The sequence below is a fragment of the Nostoc sp. genome (genome assembly GCF_036916735.1).
Taxonomy (GTDB): Bacteria; Cyanobacteriota; Cyanobacteriia; order Cyanobacteriales; family Nostocaceae; genus Nostoc.
The window spans coordinates 276708-297271 of the sequence record NZ_JBALFV010000121.1 but is presented as its reverse complement, the minus strand read 5'-3'; the positions used below and the strand labels follow the sequence as shown (position 1 = coordinate 297271).

Annotated in this window: 17 protein-coding genes; 9 read left to right on the top strand and 8 right to left on the bottom strand. The window is 38.1% G+C overall.

Features of this window, described 5'->3' with window-relative positions:
* Window positions 1-488: 488 nt before the first annotated feature.
* Window positions 489-1910, bottom strand: coding sequence for an NADP-dependent isocitrate dehydrogenase (locus tag V7L20_RS30650; RefSeq protein WP_334747682.1), 1422 nt, complete (start codon window positions 1908-1910; stop codon window positions 489-491).
* 371 nt (window positions 1911-2281) lie between these two features.
* Between V7L20_RS30650 and V7L20_RS30645 the strand changes: the two genes are divergently transcribed.
* The 6 genes from V7L20_RS30645 to V7L20_RS30620 all read left to right on the top strand — a co-directional run bounded on the left by V7L20_RS30645 (window position 2282) and on the right by V7L20_RS30620 (window position 6559).
* Window positions 2282-3010: a GUN4 domain-containing protein gene (locus tag V7L20_RS30645; RefSeq protein ID WP_334747681.1), complete on the top strand. Its 729-nt coding sequence runs from the start codon at window positions 2282-2284 to the stop codon at window positions 3008-3010.
* 25 nt (window positions 3011-3035) lie between these two features.
* Window positions 3036-3254 (top strand): type II toxin-antitoxin system HicB family antitoxin, encoded by a 219-nt coding sequence (locus tag V7L20_RS30640; protein ID WP_334747680.1) that lies wholly within the window; start codon window positions 3036-3038, stop codon window positions 3252-3254.
* Window positions 3254-3484, top strand: a complete 231-nt coding sequence (locus V7L20_RS30635) for a type II toxin-antitoxin system HicA family toxin (protein ID WP_334747679.1) — start codon at window positions 3254-3256, stop codon at window positions 3482-3484. The genes V7L20_RS30640 and V7L20_RS30635 overlap by 1 nt, the downstream gene beginning before the upstream one ends.
* A gap of 49 nt (window positions 3485-3533) precedes the next feature.
* Complete coding sequence (locus tag V7L20_RS30630; protein WP_334747678.1) at window positions 3534-4631, top strand: ABC transporter ATP-binding protein; 1098 nt, start codon at window positions 3534-3536, stop codon at window positions 4629-4631.
* Window positions 4632-4742: 111 nt separating this feature from the next.
* Window positions 4743-5522 (top strand): superoxide dismutase, encoded by a 780-nt coding sequence (locus V7L20_RS30625; protein ID WP_334747677.1) that lies wholly within the window; start codon window positions 4743-4745, stop codon window positions 5520-5522.
* A 329-nt stretch (window positions 5523-5851) separates the two neighbouring features.
* Window positions 5852-6559, top strand: coding sequence for a hypothetical protein (locus V7L20_RS30620; protein ID WP_334747676.1), 708 nt, complete (start codon window positions 5852-5854; stop codon window positions 6557-6559).
* 369 nt (window positions 6560-6928) lie between these two features.
* Here V7L20_RS30620 and rsmG read toward each other — a convergent pair whose 3' ends face one another.
* Together rsmG and V7L20_RS30610 are read right to left on the bottom strand one after the other, a co-directional pair.
* A complete protein-coding gene (gene rsmG, locus V7L20_RS30615) occupies window positions 6929-7669 on the bottom strand; it encodes a 16S rRNA (guanine(527)-N(7))-methyltransferase RsmG (RefSeq protein WP_334747675.1) in 741 nt (246 codons plus the stop codon).
* A gap of 51 nt (window positions 7670-7720) precedes the next feature.
* Window positions 7721-8395: an ABC transporter ATP-binding protein gene (locus V7L20_RS30610; protein WP_334747674.1), complete on the bottom strand. Its 675-nt coding sequence runs from the start codon at window positions 8393-8395 to the stop codon at window positions 7721-7723.
* 567 nt (window positions 8396-8962) lie between these two features.
* Here V7L20_RS30610 and V7L20_RS30605 point away from each other — a divergent pair.
* The 3 genes from V7L20_RS30605 to V7L20_RS30595 all read left to right on the top strand — a co-directional run bounded on the left by V7L20_RS30605 (window position 8963) and on the right by V7L20_RS30595 (window position 10917).
* On the top strand, window positions 8963-9895 hold the full coding sequence (locus V7L20_RS30605; RefSeq protein ID WP_334747673.1) for a Sll0314/Alr1548 family TPR repeat-containing protein: 933 nt from the start codon (window positions 8963-8965) through the stop codon (window positions 9893-9895).
* A 126-nt stretch (window positions 9896-10021) separates the two neighbouring features.
* Window positions 10022-10474 (top strand): DUF3531 family protein, encoded by a 453-nt coding sequence (locus V7L20_RS30600; RefSeq protein ID WP_334747672.1) that lies wholly within the window; start codon window positions 10022-10024, stop codon window positions 10472-10474.
* Between the two features lie 11 nt (window positions 10475-10485).
* Entirely contained in the window at window positions 10486-10917 is a 432-nt protein-coding gene (locus tag V7L20_RS30595; RefSeq protein WP_334747671.1) for an NUDIX hydrolase, read from the top strand.
* 524 nt (window positions 10918-11441) lie between these two features.
* Here the strand turns inward: V7L20_RS30595 and V7L20_RS30590 are convergent.
* From V7L20_RS30590 to V7L20_RS30570, 5 genes are all read right to left on the bottom strand, one after another.
* Window positions 11442-13661, bottom strand: a complete 2220-nt coding sequence (locus V7L20_RS30590) for a GumC family protein (RefSeq protein WP_334747670.1) — start codon at window positions 13659-13661, stop codon at window positions 11442-11444.
* 515 nt (window positions 13662-14176) lie between these two features.
* A complete protein-coding gene (locus V7L20_RS30585; RefSeq protein ID WP_334747669.1) occupies window positions 14177-15415 on the bottom strand; it encodes an O-antigen ligase family protein in 1239 nt (412 codons plus the stop codon).
* Between the two features lie 327 nt (window positions 15416-15742).
* On the bottom strand, window positions 15743-16741 hold the full coding sequence (locus V7L20_RS30580; RefSeq protein ID WP_334747668.1) for a glycosyltransferase family 2 protein: 999 nt from the start codon (window positions 16739-16741) through the stop codon (window positions 15743-15745).
* Window positions 16742-16795: 54 nt separating this feature from the next.
* A complete protein-coding gene (locus tag V7L20_RS30575) occupies window positions 16796-18238 on the bottom strand; it encodes an oligosaccharide flippase family protein (protein ID WP_334747667.1) in 1443 nt (480 codons plus the stop codon).
* 272 nt (window positions 18239-18510) lie between these two features.
* Window positions 18511-19953, bottom strand: a complete 1443-nt coding sequence (locus V7L20_RS30570; RefSeq protein ID WP_334747666.1) for a sugar transferase — start codon at window positions 19951-19953, stop codon at window positions 18511-18513.
* Between the last annotated feature and the right edge of the window lie 611 nt (window positions 19954-20564).

Genomic DNA, 20564 nt, shown 5'->3' with positions numbered 1-20564 from the left:
AAATAAGCTTTTGCTTTCTTAAACCCCAGTTTGCTTTCTGATTTTGGTGTTTTTTGCAAATAAAATGCCATTTCGCTTTTTTAAAATGCTTAATTTAGTAAAAATACTGACCTAGCGAATAGAAATCCTCAAAGCTTTCTCAAAATTATTTGGTTATTCGATTAAAAACCATAGACAACGAACAAATAACAACTAAAAGTTAAACTATCCCTCTCCTAAGAAACCGTATTTGCTTCGGGCAAAGCTGCCCAACGCAGTGGCTCCCCAATACATCGGGGAGCCACTGCGTCTTCTCCCAAAGGGAGAGGCTAGCGCCAAGGGGTTTCCCCAAGTGGAGCAAGTGGCGTAAAGGTTAGGGTGGGGTAAAACCCTGATAAATCAGCTATTTCAGACTTGTGTGTATGGTAGCTTCGACTTGGAGACGGAGAGGTTTTGTGTAGTAAAACCTGCGAGAGGTCTTTTTATTCGACTAATTAACCCTAGCAAACTTAACCAAAATGCTGAATAATTGCATCGGCAAATTCAGAACATTTTAAGGGTTCAACTGGCGGTTCTAGCAACCGGGCTAAATCGTAGGTGACTTGACTACTCGCGATCGCATCGCTTAAACCTTTCTTAACTAAGTCTGCGGCTTCTTGCCAACCCATAAATTCCAGCATCATCACACCAGACAAAATCACTGAACCTGGATTAATCCGATCTAATCCAGCGTGTTTGGGTGCAGTACCGTGGGTAGCTTCAAATATGGCACTAGAATCACCAATATTTGCCCCTGGCCCCATTCCCAATCCCCCAACAATGGCGGCGGCAGCATCAGACAAATAATCGCCGTTCAAGTTCATCGTCGCCAAAATCGAATATTCATCCGGTCTGGTTTGGATTTGTTGAAAAATACTGTCAGCAATCCGGTCATTTACCAAAACTTTATCTTTCCATTTACCCTCGCCGTGGGTTGCCCAAATTGAGTTAAGAACAGTTTCAACTTCCTTGACAATTTGTGCTTTTTTATCTTCAGTAAGAGCATCAAACCCAGGATCAATCTCGCGGGCGTTTTCTTCCAAGGAAATATTAGGATTTTTTTCTTTGTTACTCAAAATCCAAGATTCCCTTTCAGTGACAGTACAGGCGCGAAATTCGCTGGTTGCTAATTCATAACCCCAATCACGGAAAGCGCCTTCGGTGTACTTCATAATGTTGCCCTTATGCACCAAAGTCACTTGTTGCTTGTGTTTGGGCAATAGCAAAGCGTGCTTGATCGCACGTCTGACTAGGCGCTGAGAACCAGTTTTGCTGATGGGTTTGATACCAATACCAGCATCAAGAGGAATGCGTTTTTTGCCATGTTCTGGGGTAGCGGGGATCAGTTCTTCATTGATAATTTTAATTAAGCGATCGCCGATTTCGCTACCTTGTCGCCACTCAATACCTAAATAAATATCTTCCGTATTTTCCCGATAAACAATTACATCTAGCTTTTCGGGATTTTTGTGGGGTGAGGGTGTACCTGCATAGTAACGGCAAGGACGCACGCAGGCATACAAGTCAAAAATTTGCCGCAGCGCTACATTTAAAGAACGAATTCCCCCCCCCACGGGAGTAGTCAAAGGCCCTTTAATAGCTACACCATATTCTTCAATCGCTGTTAGAGTGTCTTGGGGTAAATACTGATAAGTACCGTATAAATCACAGGCTTCGTCTCCAGCGTAAACCTTAAACCAACTAATTTGACGCTGACCCTTATATGCTTTGGCTACAGCAGCATCTAACACCTTTTCGGTAGCAGGCCAGATGTCTATACCTGTACCATCGCCACGAATAAAGGGGATAATTGGATTGTCCGGTACGATTGGTTCACCATTTTTGAAGGTGATTTTTGCTCCGGTTGCGGGGGGAGTAATCTTTTCGTACATCGTTCACACACTCCTAATCGATACGCTGCAATTCAAAAAAACCTTATGTGGCAGGCTTGTATATTTTGCTATGTTTTTGCTTGGGTATTGGGTATTGGGTATTGGGAAAAGACAACGAAGTGATTTTTTCAATAATTCCCTCTTCTTCTCCATGTCCCCCCAGTCCCCAGTCCCCAGTCACTAGTCCCCAATCCGCAGATTTTCCCCCTATTCTCCTTGTACCTTATTTGGAGATTAAGTGTGGGAATCAGTGAAGCGATCGCAATTTTGTACGATCAAAAATAGTAAACTACTTTTCGCTATCAGTGCTTCACCTTGGAGAATGCCCGATAGCTTACCGCTCTTTCACTGACCGCTAAAACGAGAATGGCATGACAGACCCAATGATTTTATCAGGCCCTGCTAATGACATCGACTCCCTCCGACGACCGTTAATCGCTGGGTCTGAAAAAGTGCAACAGCAGATGATCCCACAGTTAGCTGAGTTGGGTAATGAGGGATTAGACGTGTTGATGGAATTTTTACTGAAACGGCGTGAGAACCCAGCAACTTCGGTTGATGGCAAAGCTTACCAAGTCCTCTATAACTCCGATGCACCTCAAGCCAAAGAATTTCTGCGCTCTTGTTTTCCTGAGGGAATTGTACCTCTAAAATCAGAGTGCGGGATTAACTACAATTCTTTGCAACAGCTACTAGCTGTTCAAGACTTCCAAGCAGCTGATCGCGTCACCATAGAAAAAATGTGTGAACTATCAGGGCCAACGGCTGTACAACGAAAATGGTTGTATTTTACAGAGGTAGAAAATATCTCGGCTGTTGACTTACAAACCATTAACAACCTCTGGTTAATCCACTCCGAAGGTAAATTTGGCTTTTCAGTGCAGCGAGAAATCTGGTTAAGTTTAAGTAAAAATTGGGATAATTTCTGGCCGAAAATTGGCTGGAAAGCAGGTAATAACTGGACGCGATACCCTAACGGGTTTACCTGGAATTTGAGTGCGCCTAGAGGTCACTTACCCCTTTCTAATCAACTCCGGGGGGTACGAGTCTTTGCTTCTTTACTCTCTCACCCAGCTTGGTCAAAGAATCCAGAAAAATGATTTTGAGCCTACGTACAAATAGATTATGATCAATCCCACTAATCGAGAATTCTACGTCATCATTGAACGGGATGAAGATGGCTACTATGTCGGAGAAGTCCCTCAGCTAAAAGCCTGTTACAGTCAGGGAGAAACAATTGATGAGTTGATGGCTAATATGAAAGAAGTAATCGAACTTTGTTTAGAAACAAAAAGTGATGAGAAAATACCAGAAATTATAGGTATTCAAAAAATAGTACTTTAATGCCAAAACTACCAGTTTTAACAGGTAAAACAGTTATTAACGCCCTTGAGAAAATAGGATTTCAAGCGGTGCGTCAAAAAGGCTCTCATGTACAAATGGAACGTGAAGATGGGCGCTTAGTAACTATTCCTGTTCATGCTGGTAAAACAATAGGTAAAGGATTACTACGCAAAATACTACGTGATGCTGAACTCACCAGAGAAGAGTTTATCGCATTACTGGAATCATAAAGTTGGGAAGTTTTTTACCAATTCCAAAAGCACAATATCAAATCAGATAATGGCAAACGTTCGTCTAGAAGAAATTAAACGTAGATTCAATAACGTTACCGCTATTGAGGATATTACCTTTGAAATTCCTGATGGCGAGTTTTGGGTTTTAGTCGGGCCATCGGGTTGTGGGAAGTCTACAATTTTGCGAACGATCGCTGGTTTAGAAACCGCTACATCTGGCAAACTCTATATTGGCGATCGCTTGGTGAATAATATCCCAGCCAGACAAAGGGATGTGGCGATGGTATTCCAAAACTACGCCCTTTATCCTCACATGAGTGTGGCCCAAAACATCGGCTTTGGGTTGCAAATGCGGAAGATTGACCGGAAAATCATTCAAGAACGAGTGATGAATGTAGCGCGATCGCTTTCTCTGGATCACTTGCTGGATCGGAAACCCAAACAACTTTCTGGGGGACAGCAACAACGCGTAGCCTTAGGGAGAGCGATCGCTCGTGAACCACAAGTGTTTTTGCTTGATGAACCTTTATCTAATTTAGATGCCCAATTGCGCGATGATACAAGGGCTGAATTGAAACAGTTACATCAAAAATTAGGCATTACAACTATTTACGTCACTCACGATCAAGTTGAAGCGATGACTTTAGCTGATATAATTGTTGTGCTAAATCGCGGGCGGATTCAACAAATTGGCGATCCCCAAAGTATTTATGCAAGTCCTACTAATCAAATGGTAGCAACTTTTTTAGGCAGTCCACCAATGAATATTTTGCCTGCAACCTACAAAAATAACGGCTTTGATGTGAGTGGACAGTTATTAGCAATTCCAGCAGTTGTAAAGCAAAAATTACAGTTGCGTCAGGGACACAGTTATGATTTGGGGATTCGTCCAGAGCATATTTTGATTAGCGAACCGCCAAGTCACCAAGAAGTAAATGAGAGTCAGCTGATTGTGGAAGTTAAGGTGGTGGAACCTTTGGGAAGGGAAACTTTGATTCGTGCTGGTTTACCTGGTTCGGTAGTGGTGTTAAATATTCAGGTAGGCGGGGATATGCGTCCACGTCCAGGCGATCGCCTTTCTCTACAACTTGATTTAAATCAATTGTTTGTGTTTGATCCCAAAACTGGAGACAGAATCTTATAAAGAGTTTCTTAAACTGCCAAAAATAATCGCTAACTCCCAATTTTTTGTAGCCAAAATCTAAGAAAATAAAAACTGCAATAGAGACTTAATGGATTCCCTGCAAAAACTTATATGACTATTAATCGACGCCATTTCTTGTTTTTATTCACATCATGTGCAGGTGCTTTTGCATTAGATGCTTGTGCACTGGCAGAAAAATCTCCTAATGGAAACGCTGCAACACCAAATATAACAGGAAATACAACAGCAAATACAACAGCAAATACAACAGGGGCTATCCAACTACCGCCTTTACCTTACGCCTATGAAGCATTGGAACCACATATCGATGCCAAAACAATGCAATTTCACCATGATAAACACCACGCAACTTATGTGAAAAACCTGAATGCAGCTTTAGCTAAACATCCAGAACTTAAAGGTAAAAGTGTTGAAGAACTGTTGCAGAAAATTGACAGTGTACCACAAGATATTCGCAAAACAGTACGCAATAATGGCGGCGGGCATGTGAACCACTCAATGTTCTGGCAAATTATGAAGCCGAAAGGTGGGGGAGAACCAACAGGAAATATAGCCTCCGCTATTAACCAAAATTTCGGATCTTTTGCAGCTTTTAAAAAACAGTTTAACGAAGCTGGTGCTGGTCGTTTTGGTAGTGGTTGGGTTTGGCTAGTGCGTAACAAAGGTGGCAAGTTAGAAGTGACAACTACAGCTAACCAAGATACTCCCTTAAGTGAAGGTAAATATCCCATCTTGGGTAATGACGTATGGGAACATGCATATTATCTCAATTACCAGAATCGCCGCGCCGATTATTTAGATGCTTGGTGGAATGTGGTTAATTGGGATGAGATTAATAAGCGATTTGCAGCAGCAAGTAAATTTGCCTGAAACCAGACAACAATTTAGAGTTATAGGCGCTTAAAAACTGGCAACAGAAACAATATTCTGCTGCCAGTTTTTTAATGAAGAACGTAGTGCAAGTGTTCGCAATCGTCAGCCCAAAAACGTCGGCTCAAACCCTGATTACTTCGTCAACTGAGAAAAGTTTTTGATCTCCTAAAATTGTTTTTGTGAACTCCGTTCACACGTTGACCACAGGCTGAGTTCCAGCAGGTAAACTGCTACTTTTACCAATTATATAAAGTTATGTAACTTTTTGCACTATTTCTAGCTAGCAAGTTGATAGCTACTAAACAAGCAGTTTTTGACTGAAAAAAATGGCAGTTACCCACGGCACTACAGACCTTAGCACAAAAAATAGCACTATGGGAAATTACACAGGTATGCAATTGATCCAACAGTTCGGAAAACTTTTAACTTTTGTAGTCTTAATAGGTTCCTCAATAGTTTCAGCATCCTCAGTTACCGCAAAACAATTACCAATAGACCAAGAACCAATAAACCCTGGACCAATATGGAATCCAGTATCTACTAAGAAAGCCATGACTTGGATTATCAACACTGTTATATATACCAATGTATACAACAGTGGCAAAACCTACGCCCAAGTTAGATATGATAGTCAAACTGATCCCTATTCTGGTGATACTTCTGTAAATCAAGCCCTGTCACTACTTTGCATTCGTAAATCACCGGAACTCGCCGTTGATCCGATTCCAAATCAGACTCAATCCGTCATTACGCCTGGTGGTGCATCGAAAAACTCTTGGTCTGGTGGAGAAATCTTCGCTATTCCTAACGTTCTAGGTAGCTCGTTGGTCTCTCCAGAAGTAGCAGATGGTAAATGTGAACAAGCTGGTCAAGAACGTTATCATTTATCTGGGTTCAGGATGGCAGAGTTTCATGATGGCAGCGATCCAAATGCGGGTTGGGGTTTTTGGGCACAATCCGACGATCCTAATCTAAATAGCCCAGGTATTCGCTATTGGGTGAAAATTAACGATCAAAATGCGAATCCTTGGTAAGTAGTGGTTAAGCTGAGATATGGGGTGCGATTCGTTTTGGAGAAACCCATTTATATTAGTTGCAAGAATCAATTAATGAATAGCAAGAGATTCTAAAAAGCTTACGACAAAACCTTCAGAGTCTTTATCCATTGCTCAACTTCTGTTTACTTCTTGCAGAAATCAAAAATAAGAACTCGACTCCTAAGAATTTCCTCTTAGAAGTGGGGATGTTAAGGACTTTTGCAAAAAGTCTAATATCTTTACTAACCTTGCTCTGATAAAGTTTGATTTTTGCTCACCTCTTCCCCCCTTGCGGGGAGGAGTCATTTTATGTAGTTAATTCATCTTTTCACTTAGCAACGCCCTCTTTCGTACACGGACTCCTCCTCAGAGCGGTTTTTGAGAAGGTACACCTACAGCACGAGGAAAATTAAGTGCTGTGTTTGCTACTTTACGCACATAAAGGCAATGACGGATGCTAACACTTAGAGGAGTGGTAAATTTTTCAATTAACTCAATCACACCACCTAACTGGTTAACAGCATTTTGTAAATCCGTGGTTTCTTCCTTTGTCCAATTACCGCGATAAATTATGGCTAAACCTCCCTGTTTGAGCAGTGGTAAGGTATATTCTGCACAGACAGAGGCAGCCCCTACAGCACGGATCAATGCAATATCGTAAGCTTGTCGATGTTGGGGGTGCTGACCGATTTCTTCTGCTCTACCAACAAGAGTTTTGGCATTGGTCAGGGCAAGTTTACTTAATATATTGTCGAGAAAAATAATTTTTTTCCGAGTGGAATCAAGAAGAGTAATTGTGCAATTAGGTACAGTAATTGCTACTGGAACACCCGGAAAACCCGCACCTGTACCAATATCGATGAGAGCGAGAGAAGCAGAGTAAAAATTTGCTGATAACAAGGACGCAATTCCCCGCAAAGAATCCCAGAGATGTTTTTCCCAAAACTCTTGGGGGTCAGTGATCCGAGTTAAATTTAGTTGGCTATTACCTTCTAAAATTAACTCATAAAGCCTTTGGAATTGCGTTTGCTGTTGGACAGTTGGTTGCCAGTTGAGAGTTTGCTGCCAGATTTCTACCATCTCAGGCAATAGTTTGTCATTTGTCATTTGTCATTTATCATGGGGCATGGTTATTCTCCTTATCTCCCTGTTTTCCTCTCACACCGTTGGTAGAGGTTCTTTAACTCTGGTTTCTAGTGTCCTTGGGTCTACTGATTGTAATTCACCGTGGTTGAGTGTCCAGCAACGATCTGCGATCGCTAACAAATCCCCAGCATCATGTGTCACTACCAACAGCGTCCAATCTTGTTTCAGTTTCGCTAATAAATTTACTAGTTGCCGACGCATTGACCAATCTAACCCAGCAGTGGGTTCATCCAATAATAGTAAGTTTGGCTGGCGAATTAATTGCACTGCCAAAGCTAAACGTCGTTGCTGACCACCACTCAAAACATGGGGGGCGGCAAAGAGCGATAAATTCTCTAATCCCACTTCGGTTAGGGCCTGTCTGACTCGTTCTGACCCTAACTCAGGATGTCCTAAACGCAATTCTTCTAAAATTGAACCACCGCAAAAGTGACGCTCTGGAAATTGAAATACCAATCCAGCTAACTGTTGCAGCTGTTCAGCTATAAGTTCTTGTTCCCGCCAGAAGAGGGCGCCGCTAGTGGGTTCAGCTAGTCCCGACAAAATTTCTAGTAATGTACTTTTACCCGAACCACTCGCGCCAATAATCAGACCTAGCTGCTGGGGTGCTAATTCCAAGTTGATCGATTTAAGAATCGCTGTTGGGCACGCTGTCGGGTGATAATTTAGATTTCGGAGATAGAGCATTTGTTAAGATTACCAAAAAGTCAGCAAATTACTGATTAGCTACACTGAGAGCATCTAGAAAATTCTAAGAACGGATTAAATCAATGAACAGTGAACAGTAAACAGTTAATCATTGGAAGCAGTCAGGGTCAAATTCCCGACTAAAGCACACCACTTGTTAATTGTATGTGGGGCACTCTGACTCTCAACGAACAAATTAACTGATAACTGATAACTGATAACTGTTAACACCTTAATCTAGCAGCAAGAATCATCCACATTTTTCTCTATTGTGGCAGACTCACTCTTAAAACTTTGGCTATAACCAACCTGGGAACATGGAAAAATTACCAAAGTCAACCTTTAATATAAGAAAATTTTGGTTGAAGCAGAGGCAAGTTAACACTTCGACTCCTTTCGACTGCGCCCTTCTCTTCTTAGGCTGCGCCTTAAGCGTAGCTATGCCGCAGGCTTTACGGCTACGCTCAGGACAGGCTCAAGGCAAGTCGCTCAGTGTAAAAATTAACCATTTTTGCATTCTAAGTAACACATACAACTATTTCAACCGCAAATATTCTGAGGGTTAAAATGACTAAAAGGTTTTCTTCGCCTCGATTAGTAGTGTCTGCTAGACTCACTAAGCTTGCTCAGACTGCTTTTGGCGCTGCGATCGCACTTAATCTGTGGGTAAATCCCTCCCTCGCTGGCGATCCGTTTCGCAATAGCGAACCTCATCAAATTGGCGACCAGACAGAAGCCGCTTTTCAAGCGATTTTCCAACAGGGCAATTATCCAGCAGCAAAGCGTTATCTGCAACAAGCACTATCCAAAGAGCCAAATGAACCTCTAGCTTATGCGATGAACGCATCTTTAGCATACGGAAATAAGGATTGGGCTAAACTAGATACTTACAGCCAAAAAACTCTAGAAACTGGACAAAAACTAATTTCTAGCGATCCATTGCGTGGCAATTTATACACTGCTGTTGGTCATTTTTTAGAGGGTGCAGTAATTCTCACCCGTGAGGGTACTGTCAAGGGAGTGCCGCAAGCCTTTAGTCGGTTGCGGCAAGTTTATGAATATTTAGACAAAGCTGAAGCAATTTCTGCCAACGATCCAGAATTGAATTTAATCAAGGGTTATATGGATTTATTATTGGCGGTTAATTTGCCATTTGCTAGCCCAGATCAAGCAATTGGACGCTTAGAACAAAATGCTGCTCCTGGGTATCTAGTAGATCGGGGTATTGCTCTTGCTTACCGGGATTTAAAACGGTATCCACAGGCGCTAGAGTATGTCAACCGGGCAATTAAGACCACATCCGATAATCCAGAAATTTATTATCTCAAAGCCCAAATCCTTAAAAAACTGGGGCAAAAAGAAAAAAGCCAGCAAATGATCGAAGAAGCGATCACTAATTTTGACAAAGCATTGACTAAAAAATCTCAACTCCCAGGCGATTTAGTCAAACAAATTGAGCGTGAACGCAGCAGTGCTGTTAGCCTAAAGAATCCTGAATAATTAGGAATTGGGCATTGAGCATTGGCGATTAAGTTTTTTCTCTATTCACTATTCCCCATGCTCCATGCCCCATTCCCCATTTTGATATGCTTATTTGCAGAACAGTAATTGAGATACTAGACCAAAATGCAAATTCAGTTCCGTGAAATTAATCCTTTTGATATGTGGATTTGGCTAAAATTCAGCACAAATCCTTCTGCGCGTGAAAAGCAGTATGTAGAAGAAGTTTTCAATTCCTGGTTTTATCTGGGTAAATTGGGTGCATTTAATGCAGAGAATCTTCAGGTGCAGGAAACTGGACTCGATATCAGTTACATGAATTATGATGAGGAAGGGTATGATAAAAGCCTACTAGCACTGATGCATAACATCGGTGAGTTTGAATATGAGGGACAGTGGGGGCGTTGTTGGTTTGACTTAGGAACCAGTGATGCGATCGCTTTGGATATTTTAATCAACGCCCTCACCCAGCTAAGTCAAGAATATGTCACCATTGAAGAATTGTACATCGGTGGCGAAAATCCAGATTGGCCTATTGAAGGTAGCGAAAGTCATCCTCAGTCTATTTACGATAATTAGTTACAAAAAAAATGAATAAAGCAGGTGAAATTCGGGTAATAGCCTTAGGGCTAATTCGGGATGGCGAACGTATATTTCTTTCTGAAGGCTACGATCCTGTAAAGCAAGAAACATTTTATCGTGCTTTGGGCGGTGGTGTTGAATTTGGCGAAACCAGTCATGCCGCCTTAGAACGGGAGTTTCAAGAGGAAATTCAAGCAGACTTAACGAATATTAAATATTTAGGTTGTATAGAAAACCTGTTTACATTTAATGGTAGGCAAGGTCATGAAATTATTCAGCTTTATCAATGTGACTTTGCTGATTCCAAATTTTACCAACTAGAAAGTTTAGTTTTTTCAGAATTATCAAATCATAAACATAGAGCTTTATGGATAGATATATTTCGCTTGAAATCTAGAGAATTCAAATTAGTACCTGAAGTATTTTTTCAATATTTATAAATCATCTGTAAATATGTGTGGGGAAAGAAATTGCGTTAGCGTAGAGGGGCGTAGCCCATTGCGAATTAGTTTGACATTATTCCAATTTTTGTATAATACTCCGATTTGATTTTTGAAAAGATACTAAGACTGAAAAGCCCGTTTGATCAGGGTTTTCTTTGAAATCTTGTTCAAAAATCAGATATGAGTTCTATATATATCATTTGTAAATATTAGAAAAAAATGTAGCTGATTATATCAGTAATAAAAGATAATCTCCATTTTTAGATGTTACTTTTATTTTATTGTTTTCGGTTAATACTGATTATTTGTATCAAGTCCAAGATATGAGTAACTTACATCGCGAAAATAATTATTTTTATTGTTAGGCATAAATAAATTTATTTGCTCTAAAACCTCTGTGGCAGGGTAATTTAAATATTTTTTAACAGCAAGAAGTTTTCCCTGCTTCCCTGCCTCTTCAGTCACATGGATTAGGATTGTGGTTGATTAAATATTGGAGTAATTCCTAACCTTTGAAAGTTTTATTTTTTTGCAAGTCCCTGAAACTCTTTTGGCAACTTTGTTGGTTTAAAATATTCATGATCGTGATATAAATAACTACTAGATTCATTTTTATCAACGATTCCATTCACGACTAAGCCTAGTACGTTGTAATTGGATCTTTCTAACATTTCTTGAGCAGCGTTAGCACTGTTAGAATCAATTACCCCAGGTCGAGCTACTAACAATATCCCGTCAGTCATTTGGCTTAAAGTCAAAGCATCGGCTGCCAAAAGCAGAGGAGGAGCATCAATAATTACAAAATCATAGTTATATTGAGATGAAAAATTTTCAATTAATGATGCCATCCGTTTCGAGTCAAGCAAAGCCAGTGGGTTGGGAGGTCTAACCCCAGCAGTTAAGACATCAAGATTATCCATTACCCTAGATACAGTAATGTCAAATTCAGCCTGACCTACAAGAACCTCACTCAAACCAACTGCATTGGTTAGCTGCCAAAGATGATGCTGAGAAGGAATTCGCATATCTGCATCAATTAATAAAACTTTACGCCCTAGTTGAGCGATCGCTGCTGCCAAATTAGCTGAAACTGTAGACTTACCTTCTTTAGGAACTGCGCTAGTTACCACGATAGTTTTGAGTACTTTATCTGAACTTAGGAATTTCAGATTGGCTTGAATCATTCGGTACATTTCGCTAGTTAAAGAGTAAGGCGTATCTCTCACAGCAATTTTTGGTTCTACATTTGATTCACGAGAGCGAACCTTTTTACTAGACGAAGGAATAATTCCCAGTAAGGTATATCTAAATACATCTCTGACTTCCTTAAGTGTTTTCAAAGATCTATCTCTCATGCTTAGGAAGAGAACAGTTGTAGTAGCCAAGAATAAACCAAACATCACTCCTAGCAATAAAACGATAATTTTTTTGATTATTACTGGCTTATCTGGCACTAAAGCCGGAACAATAATCCGCGAACTGGCTGTATTTGTATTCTCAACTAACTGTAATTCTTGAACCTTTTTCAAAAGAGTTTGATATGTAGATTCTGCAACTTCAACTTTGCGTTCTAACTCCCGCTGATTTTGTGCTAATTGGGGTATAGTTTTCACTCGCTGCTCGTAGGCAGAACGGGAATTAGATAGAGAGGAGAGTCTTTTAGCTAAACCATAGCGCTGTATTTCTGATTGCAGAAAATTTTGGATCAGACTTTGTCTAAGCTCTCCAATCTGCAATAGGCTCTGGGGAATTGGTGTTTGATTACCAACAGTCTGACCAATTTGCTGTTGCAGAAGAGATTTTAAGCTAGCTTTCTTAGCTTCTAAGTTAATAACTACGGGGTTGTCATCTAGAAAACGGCTACGCTCTATCGCTAGCTGTCGGTCAGTATCTTGAAGTTGGGTAAGAACTCCCTGTACTGCAGGTGACTGACTGAGGGCGCTTACAGCGATCGCTTCTTGAGAATTTAGCTCTACTTTCTGGCGCAGTTCATTGGTTTGAGCGTTTACCTCATCCAGTTGAGCCTTAACAGTATTCATCTCATTATCTAGATTTCCAATAGTTTCAACGGCTGACCTTGTCTCCTCTGATAAATCAGCTATCTGATGCTTCTGTTTAAATATACGTAGGGCTACTTCTGCATTATTAACAGCCTCTTGAGTTTTAGGAAGCTGCTTGGCCATAAATTGACGAGTTGCTGCTGCTTCAGAGCGATTTGTCAAAATATCATTTTCTAAATAAAGATTCATGATTGTGTTGACTACTGCTGCTGATTGTTCAGGGTCATGGCTGGTATAGTTAATTCGCACTACATCTGTGCCATTAACTATTTTCAAGGTCACATCTTTCCGTAGTTTCTCTACCTCTATAGGTTTACCTTCATTGTCTTTAAGCCCTAGTTTGTCTATTGTTCGCTGCAATATACTAGGTGAAGAAATAACTTCTATTTGAGTGTTTATAGGATTTTGAGTTGCTAGCAGGGATTTTAAATCTCCTGGATCTCCTCCTTCAGCGTTAGTAGGAAAAAGATTAGAGCCTACTACTTTAAAAGAAGGAATACTAAATAATAGTTTTCCTTCAGCTTGATACGATGGCTTCATAAATTGTGTAGCTATAGCACTGAGCGTAACTGTAGCTGCAAATATCGCAGTAGCAGGTAGCCACCATCGTTTTAATATCAATAAGTAACGACTAAGGTCTAAATCGATAGATTCTCTAGATTCCATAGATTTTTCTGACATAAATCTTCAAAAGTACAGGTTTTAAGCAAGAAACTAAAAATTGACTTAGAGAATGCACAAACCACCGCAATTGACAAGACTGATCTGTTTGACAATCTGACAATAGTATAAACTATCTAAGTTACAAATTTAGTTTTCATCCGAAATTTCAAGTGATTACTAGCTTTGCTAAATCTTATCATAAGCCTCAAACAGTTTTATAGATTGATATTGCCACTCAACGCTCTTCTCCATTCTGCGTCACCCTTCAGCTTCTATGTCATGTGAGAAGATAATCAATTCTCTCTGGTTCAGCTATGAAAGTTTATTTTAATCGAAAATATTACTATATTGGAATCAGCTAGAACTAACTTAATGCGAGCATATAATCTTGAGACTATTAGTTCGATACATTGTGTAATTTTTGAATACTTGGTCTATCTTTTATTTTAAATATTAAGGAAAGAATCATAAATTAGCGATTTTTTTTTTTAAATTCAAAACGCTCCTTAAATTTCTCTTGATATCGAGTCAGCCTATGAATTGTATTTTGACAAATTTTTACTTGTAGAAGCTTTGCTTGATAATATTGCTGATACATAAAGTATCCATTCCAAACTATTTTGATTTAATAATGTGCTTTCAGTTAAATTTGCAAGAATAACATAAGTTAGATAAATTAAGAGCCATAAACTTTCATCTGTTTGATTCCACCGGATTAAATATATCCCTCTTAAAAAATTAAGAACAAACCCAATTATAAAAATCGAAATTCCTAATACACCCAAATCTAATAAGACATCCAAAAAACCATTGTGAGCATTAGGAGCATTCCATTGTACGGTTTGTACAATAACAGAAGCTTCACTATTGCCTTGCCAGAATGCTGCATAGCCATATCCTAGCCATGGTTTTTTAGCAATCATGTCTAACACAGCAGGCCATAGTTCTGAACGCCCAGTGAGTGTTGTGTCCTTACCTACGGTACCTAAAATTGTATCGGCTTGGGAGACAAATAAAGTATAAAGACCTATACCAACTATTGTCATCAACGTTACAATAGGTATCATTACTTTATATTTTAAATGTAAAACTCGAGAATATATAAAAAAAGTAACTGGAATAATCATAAAGTTACCAAGGGATGTTGCTGATTTTGATAATAATATAAGTAATCCAGAACTAAAATAGCCAAGCCATAAAACCCGCAGATTTTCTCGATTAGTCATGGCAAGAAAGAAAAATATTGCTCCACCAAGTACAAATCTTGTACCAAGAATATTCTTCTGTGCGTATATTCCTCGCCAAGAACCTGTATCAACACCGCCTGCAATACCATATTGTGGAATTAATAAACCAAACAAGAAACACATTACTGCTGAGATTCCAAGCACGTATGCACATAACTTCAGTTGTTCTTTTAAGGTATAGCGTGAAGCTAAATAAAGACCAAATAACATTGTTCCTGCCAGACCTAAAGCACGACGTATAGTAGTATCTGAATCTAAAGACCAAAAACTAGAAAGTGCACAAACTCCGAGCAATAGCCAAATCAATTTATCTTTGCTAAAGATGTGAGCAACCTTCTTCCAACGTAGAGTAATTAAGGAAATGCTAAATATATATGTACAAGTGAAAAGGAATCGACCTATGAATTTATCACCTTCTTTGATGGTAAAGCCATTCGATATCAATGGATCTAGTGGAGTTCCTGAATAGATCATCAAACAAATGATTGTAAATAATTTTTCAGCAGAAATTAGAAACTTTTTCATGTTTTCTCATGTGTAAATATCATCGTATATATATTAAACAAGTCACAAAATTTTGATTAATAGTCTCCATTTATTTAGAAAAAACTTAACTACATCTATTCCCTTAGGTTTGAGGAGATAACTGTATTTTTGTGATTGACATTTTTTCATTTAACCCGAAGACAGAAGTTACCTAAGTTTAAAAACATGTAATTTAACTACAGACGTTTTGTATCTAGCACTATGGCTATGCCCAGAACTCCTTTTTTTGGTAATCTTTAAATTCACGCTTCAAGGTTTTTTGTAAGTTTTATCTTCTGCCCCTACTTTTCTTTTGTGAAAAGCCTCTTATTTTTTGAACTTTTTAGTCAAAATAGAGCTAACTTTTTGCCTCAACTGCTGAGGGAACAGCCACATAATTAAGTACAAACATATATCAATCGGGCGGGGCTTCCCGCAGCGTATAGCTTCCCACAACAAAGGAAAAAAGGCTTTCCAATCACCTACTGAGGACGCAGAAGGAGTGATCATGGTTGCAATGAAGCCTGAATAAGCCTTTGGTGTTACTAAATTGCGGGTGGAACGAATCCAATCCAAGGAATATTGCCAGTCGTTGATGTTGCTTAAGCGCTTGATTCCCATCTCTGAATGCCAGATAGCCATAGGCTCAGGCACAAACTCTACTCCTACACCTTCGATAGCAGTAACTCGAAGCAACCACTCCCAATCTTCATGTCTGTAAAATTTTTCTTCCAGAGGCATCTTTTGCATTAACTCTTTTTTTACAAAAATAGTTGAGGTTTGTATGCAGCCCTCTTCTTTAAAAAAGGAGTTACGCGCAAAGAGATATTCGCTTAGAGGTTCAGAGAGGTTAGGTAGCCTTATCGGACGAATAAACTCACCTTTTGCAGTCTGGGAAATGAAACGACTGGCGACAACTGGAAAATTATAATGAGAATTATTTGCTACTTCAAGTTGACGCTCCAATTTTTGTGGAAGCCATTCATCATCATCATCTAAAAAGGCTATCCAACTGCCTTTAGCTTCTCTCACACCAGTATTTCTAGCTCCTGATGGTCCAACATTTTTTGATAGTTCTATCACTCTTAATCTTGAATCGACTATCTGAGATAGTACATTGACTGTTTCCTGATCGGGACCGTCTATTATTACAATCACTTCAATTGATTGAAACGTTTGAGCTAATGCAGTTTTGACACCTCTAGCAACAATTTGTGGTCTATTGCGTGTAGGAATCACAACGCTTACTATTATTTGGTTACTTTCATTTACCATTGCTAATTTTTTGGTTGTTGATTTTTCTGCTTGAAGATATTCAGTATTCATTGCTTTAGTTATTTTAATATTGCTAGTTTAATGTTTTATAAGTACGGTTAACCATTAAAACTTTGTCCTTATTTTTAAAAACTTTTCCTTAACAACATTAATTCCACCTAAAGCATGAATACTTAAAAAACTAACAAATAAAATATATAAAAAAATTGCACTAATTAGAGTGGATAAAAAGTCTAAATTTATTTTTTTTAAAATCGAGAATACAACTATCATCAAAGTGCTTATCATTATAGGACGGCGAATAACTCGCCATAAATTTAATGGAAATAGAAGAGTATAAGTGAAATAAAGATACTGGCTAAAGGCAAGAATAGTCATTAGCAATGCCATTATAGCTGCACCTACTAACTGATATCGCGAAACTAATACTACACCTCCTAAGCCTCCTAATGTAGTTGTAATAAACTGTTCACGTAGGTTTATTATCTCAAAATGGTTGGCTACAAGTAAAGAGCAAAGTGTGCGTATGAAGGGCAATAAAAGCAGTGATATAGCGCTTATACTAAGAGCTAAACTTCCTTGAGCAAAGCTAGAATCATAAATAAAGATTAGTAAATTTTTGCCAAAAAATAATAATCCCAGGAATAACGGTAATCCCATCGCTAGCAAAATTTCAATAAAGCTTTCAGTGATTTGTTGCTGCTTTTCCCGTCCTTCATCTACTACTTTAGAGAGTCTCGGAAACATTGCTACAGTTATACTGTTGGCAATAATTAAAAATGGTTGTATTAATTGTAGTATTGCACCGAAAAGACCTACTAAAAATTCATTTCCTAACAATGAAAGAATCAAAATTTCAATTCTACTACTGATTACAGCTATTGCTTCAATAGCAAAAAATGTCTGTGAAATTTTAATTGTATTCCAGACAAAATCTTTATCAATCTGCCATTGTATTTTGATTAACTGTGTGATTATAATCCATTCAATTACGAGAATTAATGTTTCCGAAAAAAATAGTATCCCTGCCAAACTTTCAATTCCATACTTCAGGTGCATCGCCCAGATCATTATTATGAGACGTAATACATACACTGGGACTGTGGCAATGGCAATCAAATGCATTTTTTCTTTAGCTTGAAAAATTGCCTCTGTTACGTTGGAAAGTGCAAAGGGAATTATCGTTAAGCCCATTATGTAGCAAAGAGTCGAGGTTTTGGAACTATAGGGAAGTAAAAATACTACACTTACTAATGCGCCATAACTGAGCAAACTAAATATTAACTGTAAGCAAGTACCACTCACCAAATAAACTGATGTTTTTTGTGGTTCACGGGCTAGTTCTCTTGTAAACAATATTTTTAACCCTTGTGAAGCAATGCCCACAAAGATAAAGTAGTAGCTATAGGCTAGTAAATACCTACCTATAGCTTCAGCTCCTAGATTACGAGCAATAGCTGCGGTTAATACAAAAGCTGTTAAGCTTTGCGCTAACCGATTGACTATCATTGAGAGGGAATTACTTATGAATTTGTACTTTTCTACCATTATTAAATTATTAATTCACCTTAATTCACTCATTTTGAATTGCCAATATCTATATATCTCAGAACCTCACTTTTTTTTGATATATCATTAGAAGATTGAGTACTAAACGCAAAACTTTTTATCACTCTTAAGTAGGTAGTTAATCACTCAAGAAACTAGAAAATTTAAATTTAATGCGTGATAAACAGAAACTCCATTGAAAACAGCAATAATTGTATCAATATGTAAATACTATAATTATTGCTGTCTGCTATTATTTTGTTTTTCTAATTTTAGTAAGCACCTTCTTTTTTCAAAACTACCATAACTGTTTTGAGTAGGATTTCAAAATCTAGGCGAAGCGACCAATTTTCGATGTAGTTAAGATCAAGATTTATCACTTGTTCAAAGTCTAAAATATCCGAGCGACCTGAGACTTGCCAAAGACCTGTAATACCAGGTAAAACTTCATGGCGAATAAAATGATGCTCAGAAAACTTATCTACATCTCTAATAGGTAAAGGGCGAGGTCCTACTATACTCATTTCTCCAAAAATAACGTTAAACAGTTGAGGTAATTCGTCTAAGCTATAACGTCGAAGAAATTTTCCTACACGGGTAATGCGAGGATCATCTTTAATTTTAAAGATAATCCCATCTTTCGTTTCATTTAATGCTTCTAATTCTTTCTGGAATTTTTCTGCATCAGACCTCATAGTTCTGAACTTCCATACTTTAAATTGTTGCCCATGTAAACCTATACGGGTTTGTTTGTAAAATACTGTACCGGGAGAGTCTAGTTTGATAGCTATAGCTATAGCTATATAAATAGGGAATGATAACATTACAAATAAAGTTGCAAAGCAAAAATCACAACTACGCTTTATCCAAAAATCCTTCCCTGTAATTATTGGACAATCCAAACTCAGACAAGGCATTCCCCCTATTTTATTAAATTCTATATTTTTATAAATTGGTTTTAATTCCATCGGCAAAATATGAACTTGGATGCCTGATGCTTGAAATAACCAGCATAAAAACATTCTATTTTTTAGAGCATCCCAAGATATAAACACTTCTGTCACGCCTAATTCATTAAGTTGATTCAATGTTTTTTGACGTTGATATCTATCTAATGAATTAGCTTTAGCAGTTCCAGATACAATATAATGTTTTTCTTTTTTTATAAAGCTAGCTATCTGCTCATGCTCTTGAGAATCACAAATAATAAACACAGAAGAACGAACTATTTTTTTCTGTTTACGCAAATATTCAAGCGTAATATTTATAGCATATCTACCAGTACAAACAAATAAAATACTTAGTATCCAAGACAATAATATTAATTTTGGGCTTGTAATATCAATGACTGGCTTATATAAAAGACAAACTAGAAGTATTAATCCATGAGCAAAAGTTAGCGATTTTGTGATATTGAAATAGTCATAACGTTTTTGACCTTCCCGATAAATACCCTCGATAGCTAATGAGCCTATTTGAATCGCAATAGTTATTAAAATCGGCAAATAATGGCTCTGTATGTACGAAGTAAAATTTCCATTAAAAGATTGATATCCAGCTAAAATCCAAGCTAATGATAAAAGAGTATAGTCTACTAAAAACAATGTTGTTAATCTCAACCACCACGAACCCTTGCGGACTCTGGTAAATGAAGATGCACGTAAATCTAAAGGCACTTCATTGAATTTACTTGTTGTAATGCTTTGATTACTCATAGTTATAAAGACTTGGTGTAGTTAAAATTTGATGAAAGCTGATATTAAAGCAGTGGGGTATCTCACATTTTTCTTTCAAAGAAACCTGGACTTTGTAGCCTAATAATTAAGCATTTTTGCAATAGCTTTAAATTCTTGATCAAAAGCATCTTCCAGGGTCAGTTTGAGTGCGGTTACTACCTAGATACTTAGCTTTTGTTGCAAGGTAGAATCTAGTTTAGCCTGGAAATTTTGAGCTTTAGATGCGAAAAAGGATTTTTTGGTGAGTTAACTTAATAGTTGAATAAAATCCCTGACGTAAATAATCAAGTAGGTCAGGTAAAAATATTAGGAAGGATTTTTAAGTTGCGTAACAGTTGAACTGAGTTACTACAGTTCCATTGCAGATTTCCACTTTTATTAGACAATATATGTCTTTGGAAATTACTGTAGCATATTTAGCTAGACTAATTCAGCCTTGCTTAGAAGTTGTCTGTTTGTTTACGCATAATTACTGATTAACAAAACTTACACACATAACATATAACAAAATGCATCAAAAATTTGATTATAGTTACAAAACTTTACAAAACTTTTCGTGGTGGTTGAGCTTGAGTTAGTTTCATCGGCAT

Coding starts and splice junctions, on each gene's coding strand:
- rsmG (WP_334747675.1), bottom strand. CDS start 7,669: ATGACAAATGACAAACTATTGCCTGAGATGGTAGAAATCTGGCAGCAA.
- V7L20_RS30605 (WP_334747673.1), top strand. CDS start 8,963: ATGACTAAAAGGTTTTCTTCGCCTCGATTAGTAGTGTCTGCTAGACTC.
- V7L20_RS30630 (WP_334747678.1), top strand. CDS start 3,534: ATGGCAAACGTTCGTCTAGAAGAAATTAAACGTAGATTCAATAACGTT.
- V7L20_RS30610 (WP_334747674.1), bottom strand. CDS start 8,395: ATGCTCTATCTCCGAAATCTAAATTATCACCCGACAGCGTGCCCAACA.
- V7L20_RS30635 (WP_334747679.1), top strand. CDS start 3,254: ATGCCAAAACTACCAGTTTTAACAGGTAAAACAGTTATTAACGCCCTT.
- V7L20_RS30600 (WP_334747672.1), top strand. CDS start 10,022: ATGCAAATTCAGTTCCGTGAAATTAATCCTTTTGATATGTGGATTTGG.
- V7L20_RS30650 (WP_334747682.1), bottom strand. CDS start 1,910: ATGTACGAAAAGATTACTCCCCCCGCAACCGGAGCAAAAATCACCTTC.
- V7L20_RS30625 (WP_334747677.1), top strand. CDS start 4,743: ATGACTATTAATCGACGCCATTTCTTGTTTTTATTCACATCATGTGCA.
- V7L20_RS30575 (WP_334747667.1), bottom strand. CDS start 18,238: ATGGTAGAAAAGTACAAATTCATAAGTAATTCCCTCTCAATGATAGTC.
- V7L20_RS30640 (WP_334747680.1), top strand. CDS start 3,036: ATGATCAATCCCACTAATCGAGAATTCTACGTCATCATTGAACGGGAT.
- V7L20_RS30620 (WP_334747676.1), top strand. CDS start 5,852: ATGGCAGTTACCCACGGCACTACAGACCTTAGCACAAAAAATAGCACT.
- V7L20_RS30590 (WP_334747670.1), bottom strand. CDS start 13,661: ATGTCAGAAAAATCTATGGAATCTAGAGAATCTATCGATTTAGACCTT.
- V7L20_RS30645 (WP_334747681.1), top strand. CDS start 2,282: ATGACAGACCCAATGATTTTATCAGGCCCTGCTAATGACATCGACTCC.
- V7L20_RS30585 (WP_334747669.1), bottom strand. CDS start 15,415: ATGAAAAAGTTTCTAATTTCTGCTGAAAAATTATTTACAATCATTTGT.
- V7L20_RS30570 (WP_334747666.1), bottom strand. CDS start 19,953: ATGAGTAATCAAAGCATTACAACAAGTAAATTCAATGAAGTGCCTTTA.
- V7L20_RS30595 (WP_334747671.1), top strand. CDS start 10,486: ATGAATAAAGCAGGTGAAATTCGGGTAATAGCCTTAGGGCTAATTCGG.
- V7L20_RS30580 (WP_334747668.1), bottom strand. CDS start 16,741: ATGAATACTGAATATCTTCAAGCAGAAAAATCAACAACCAAAAAATTA.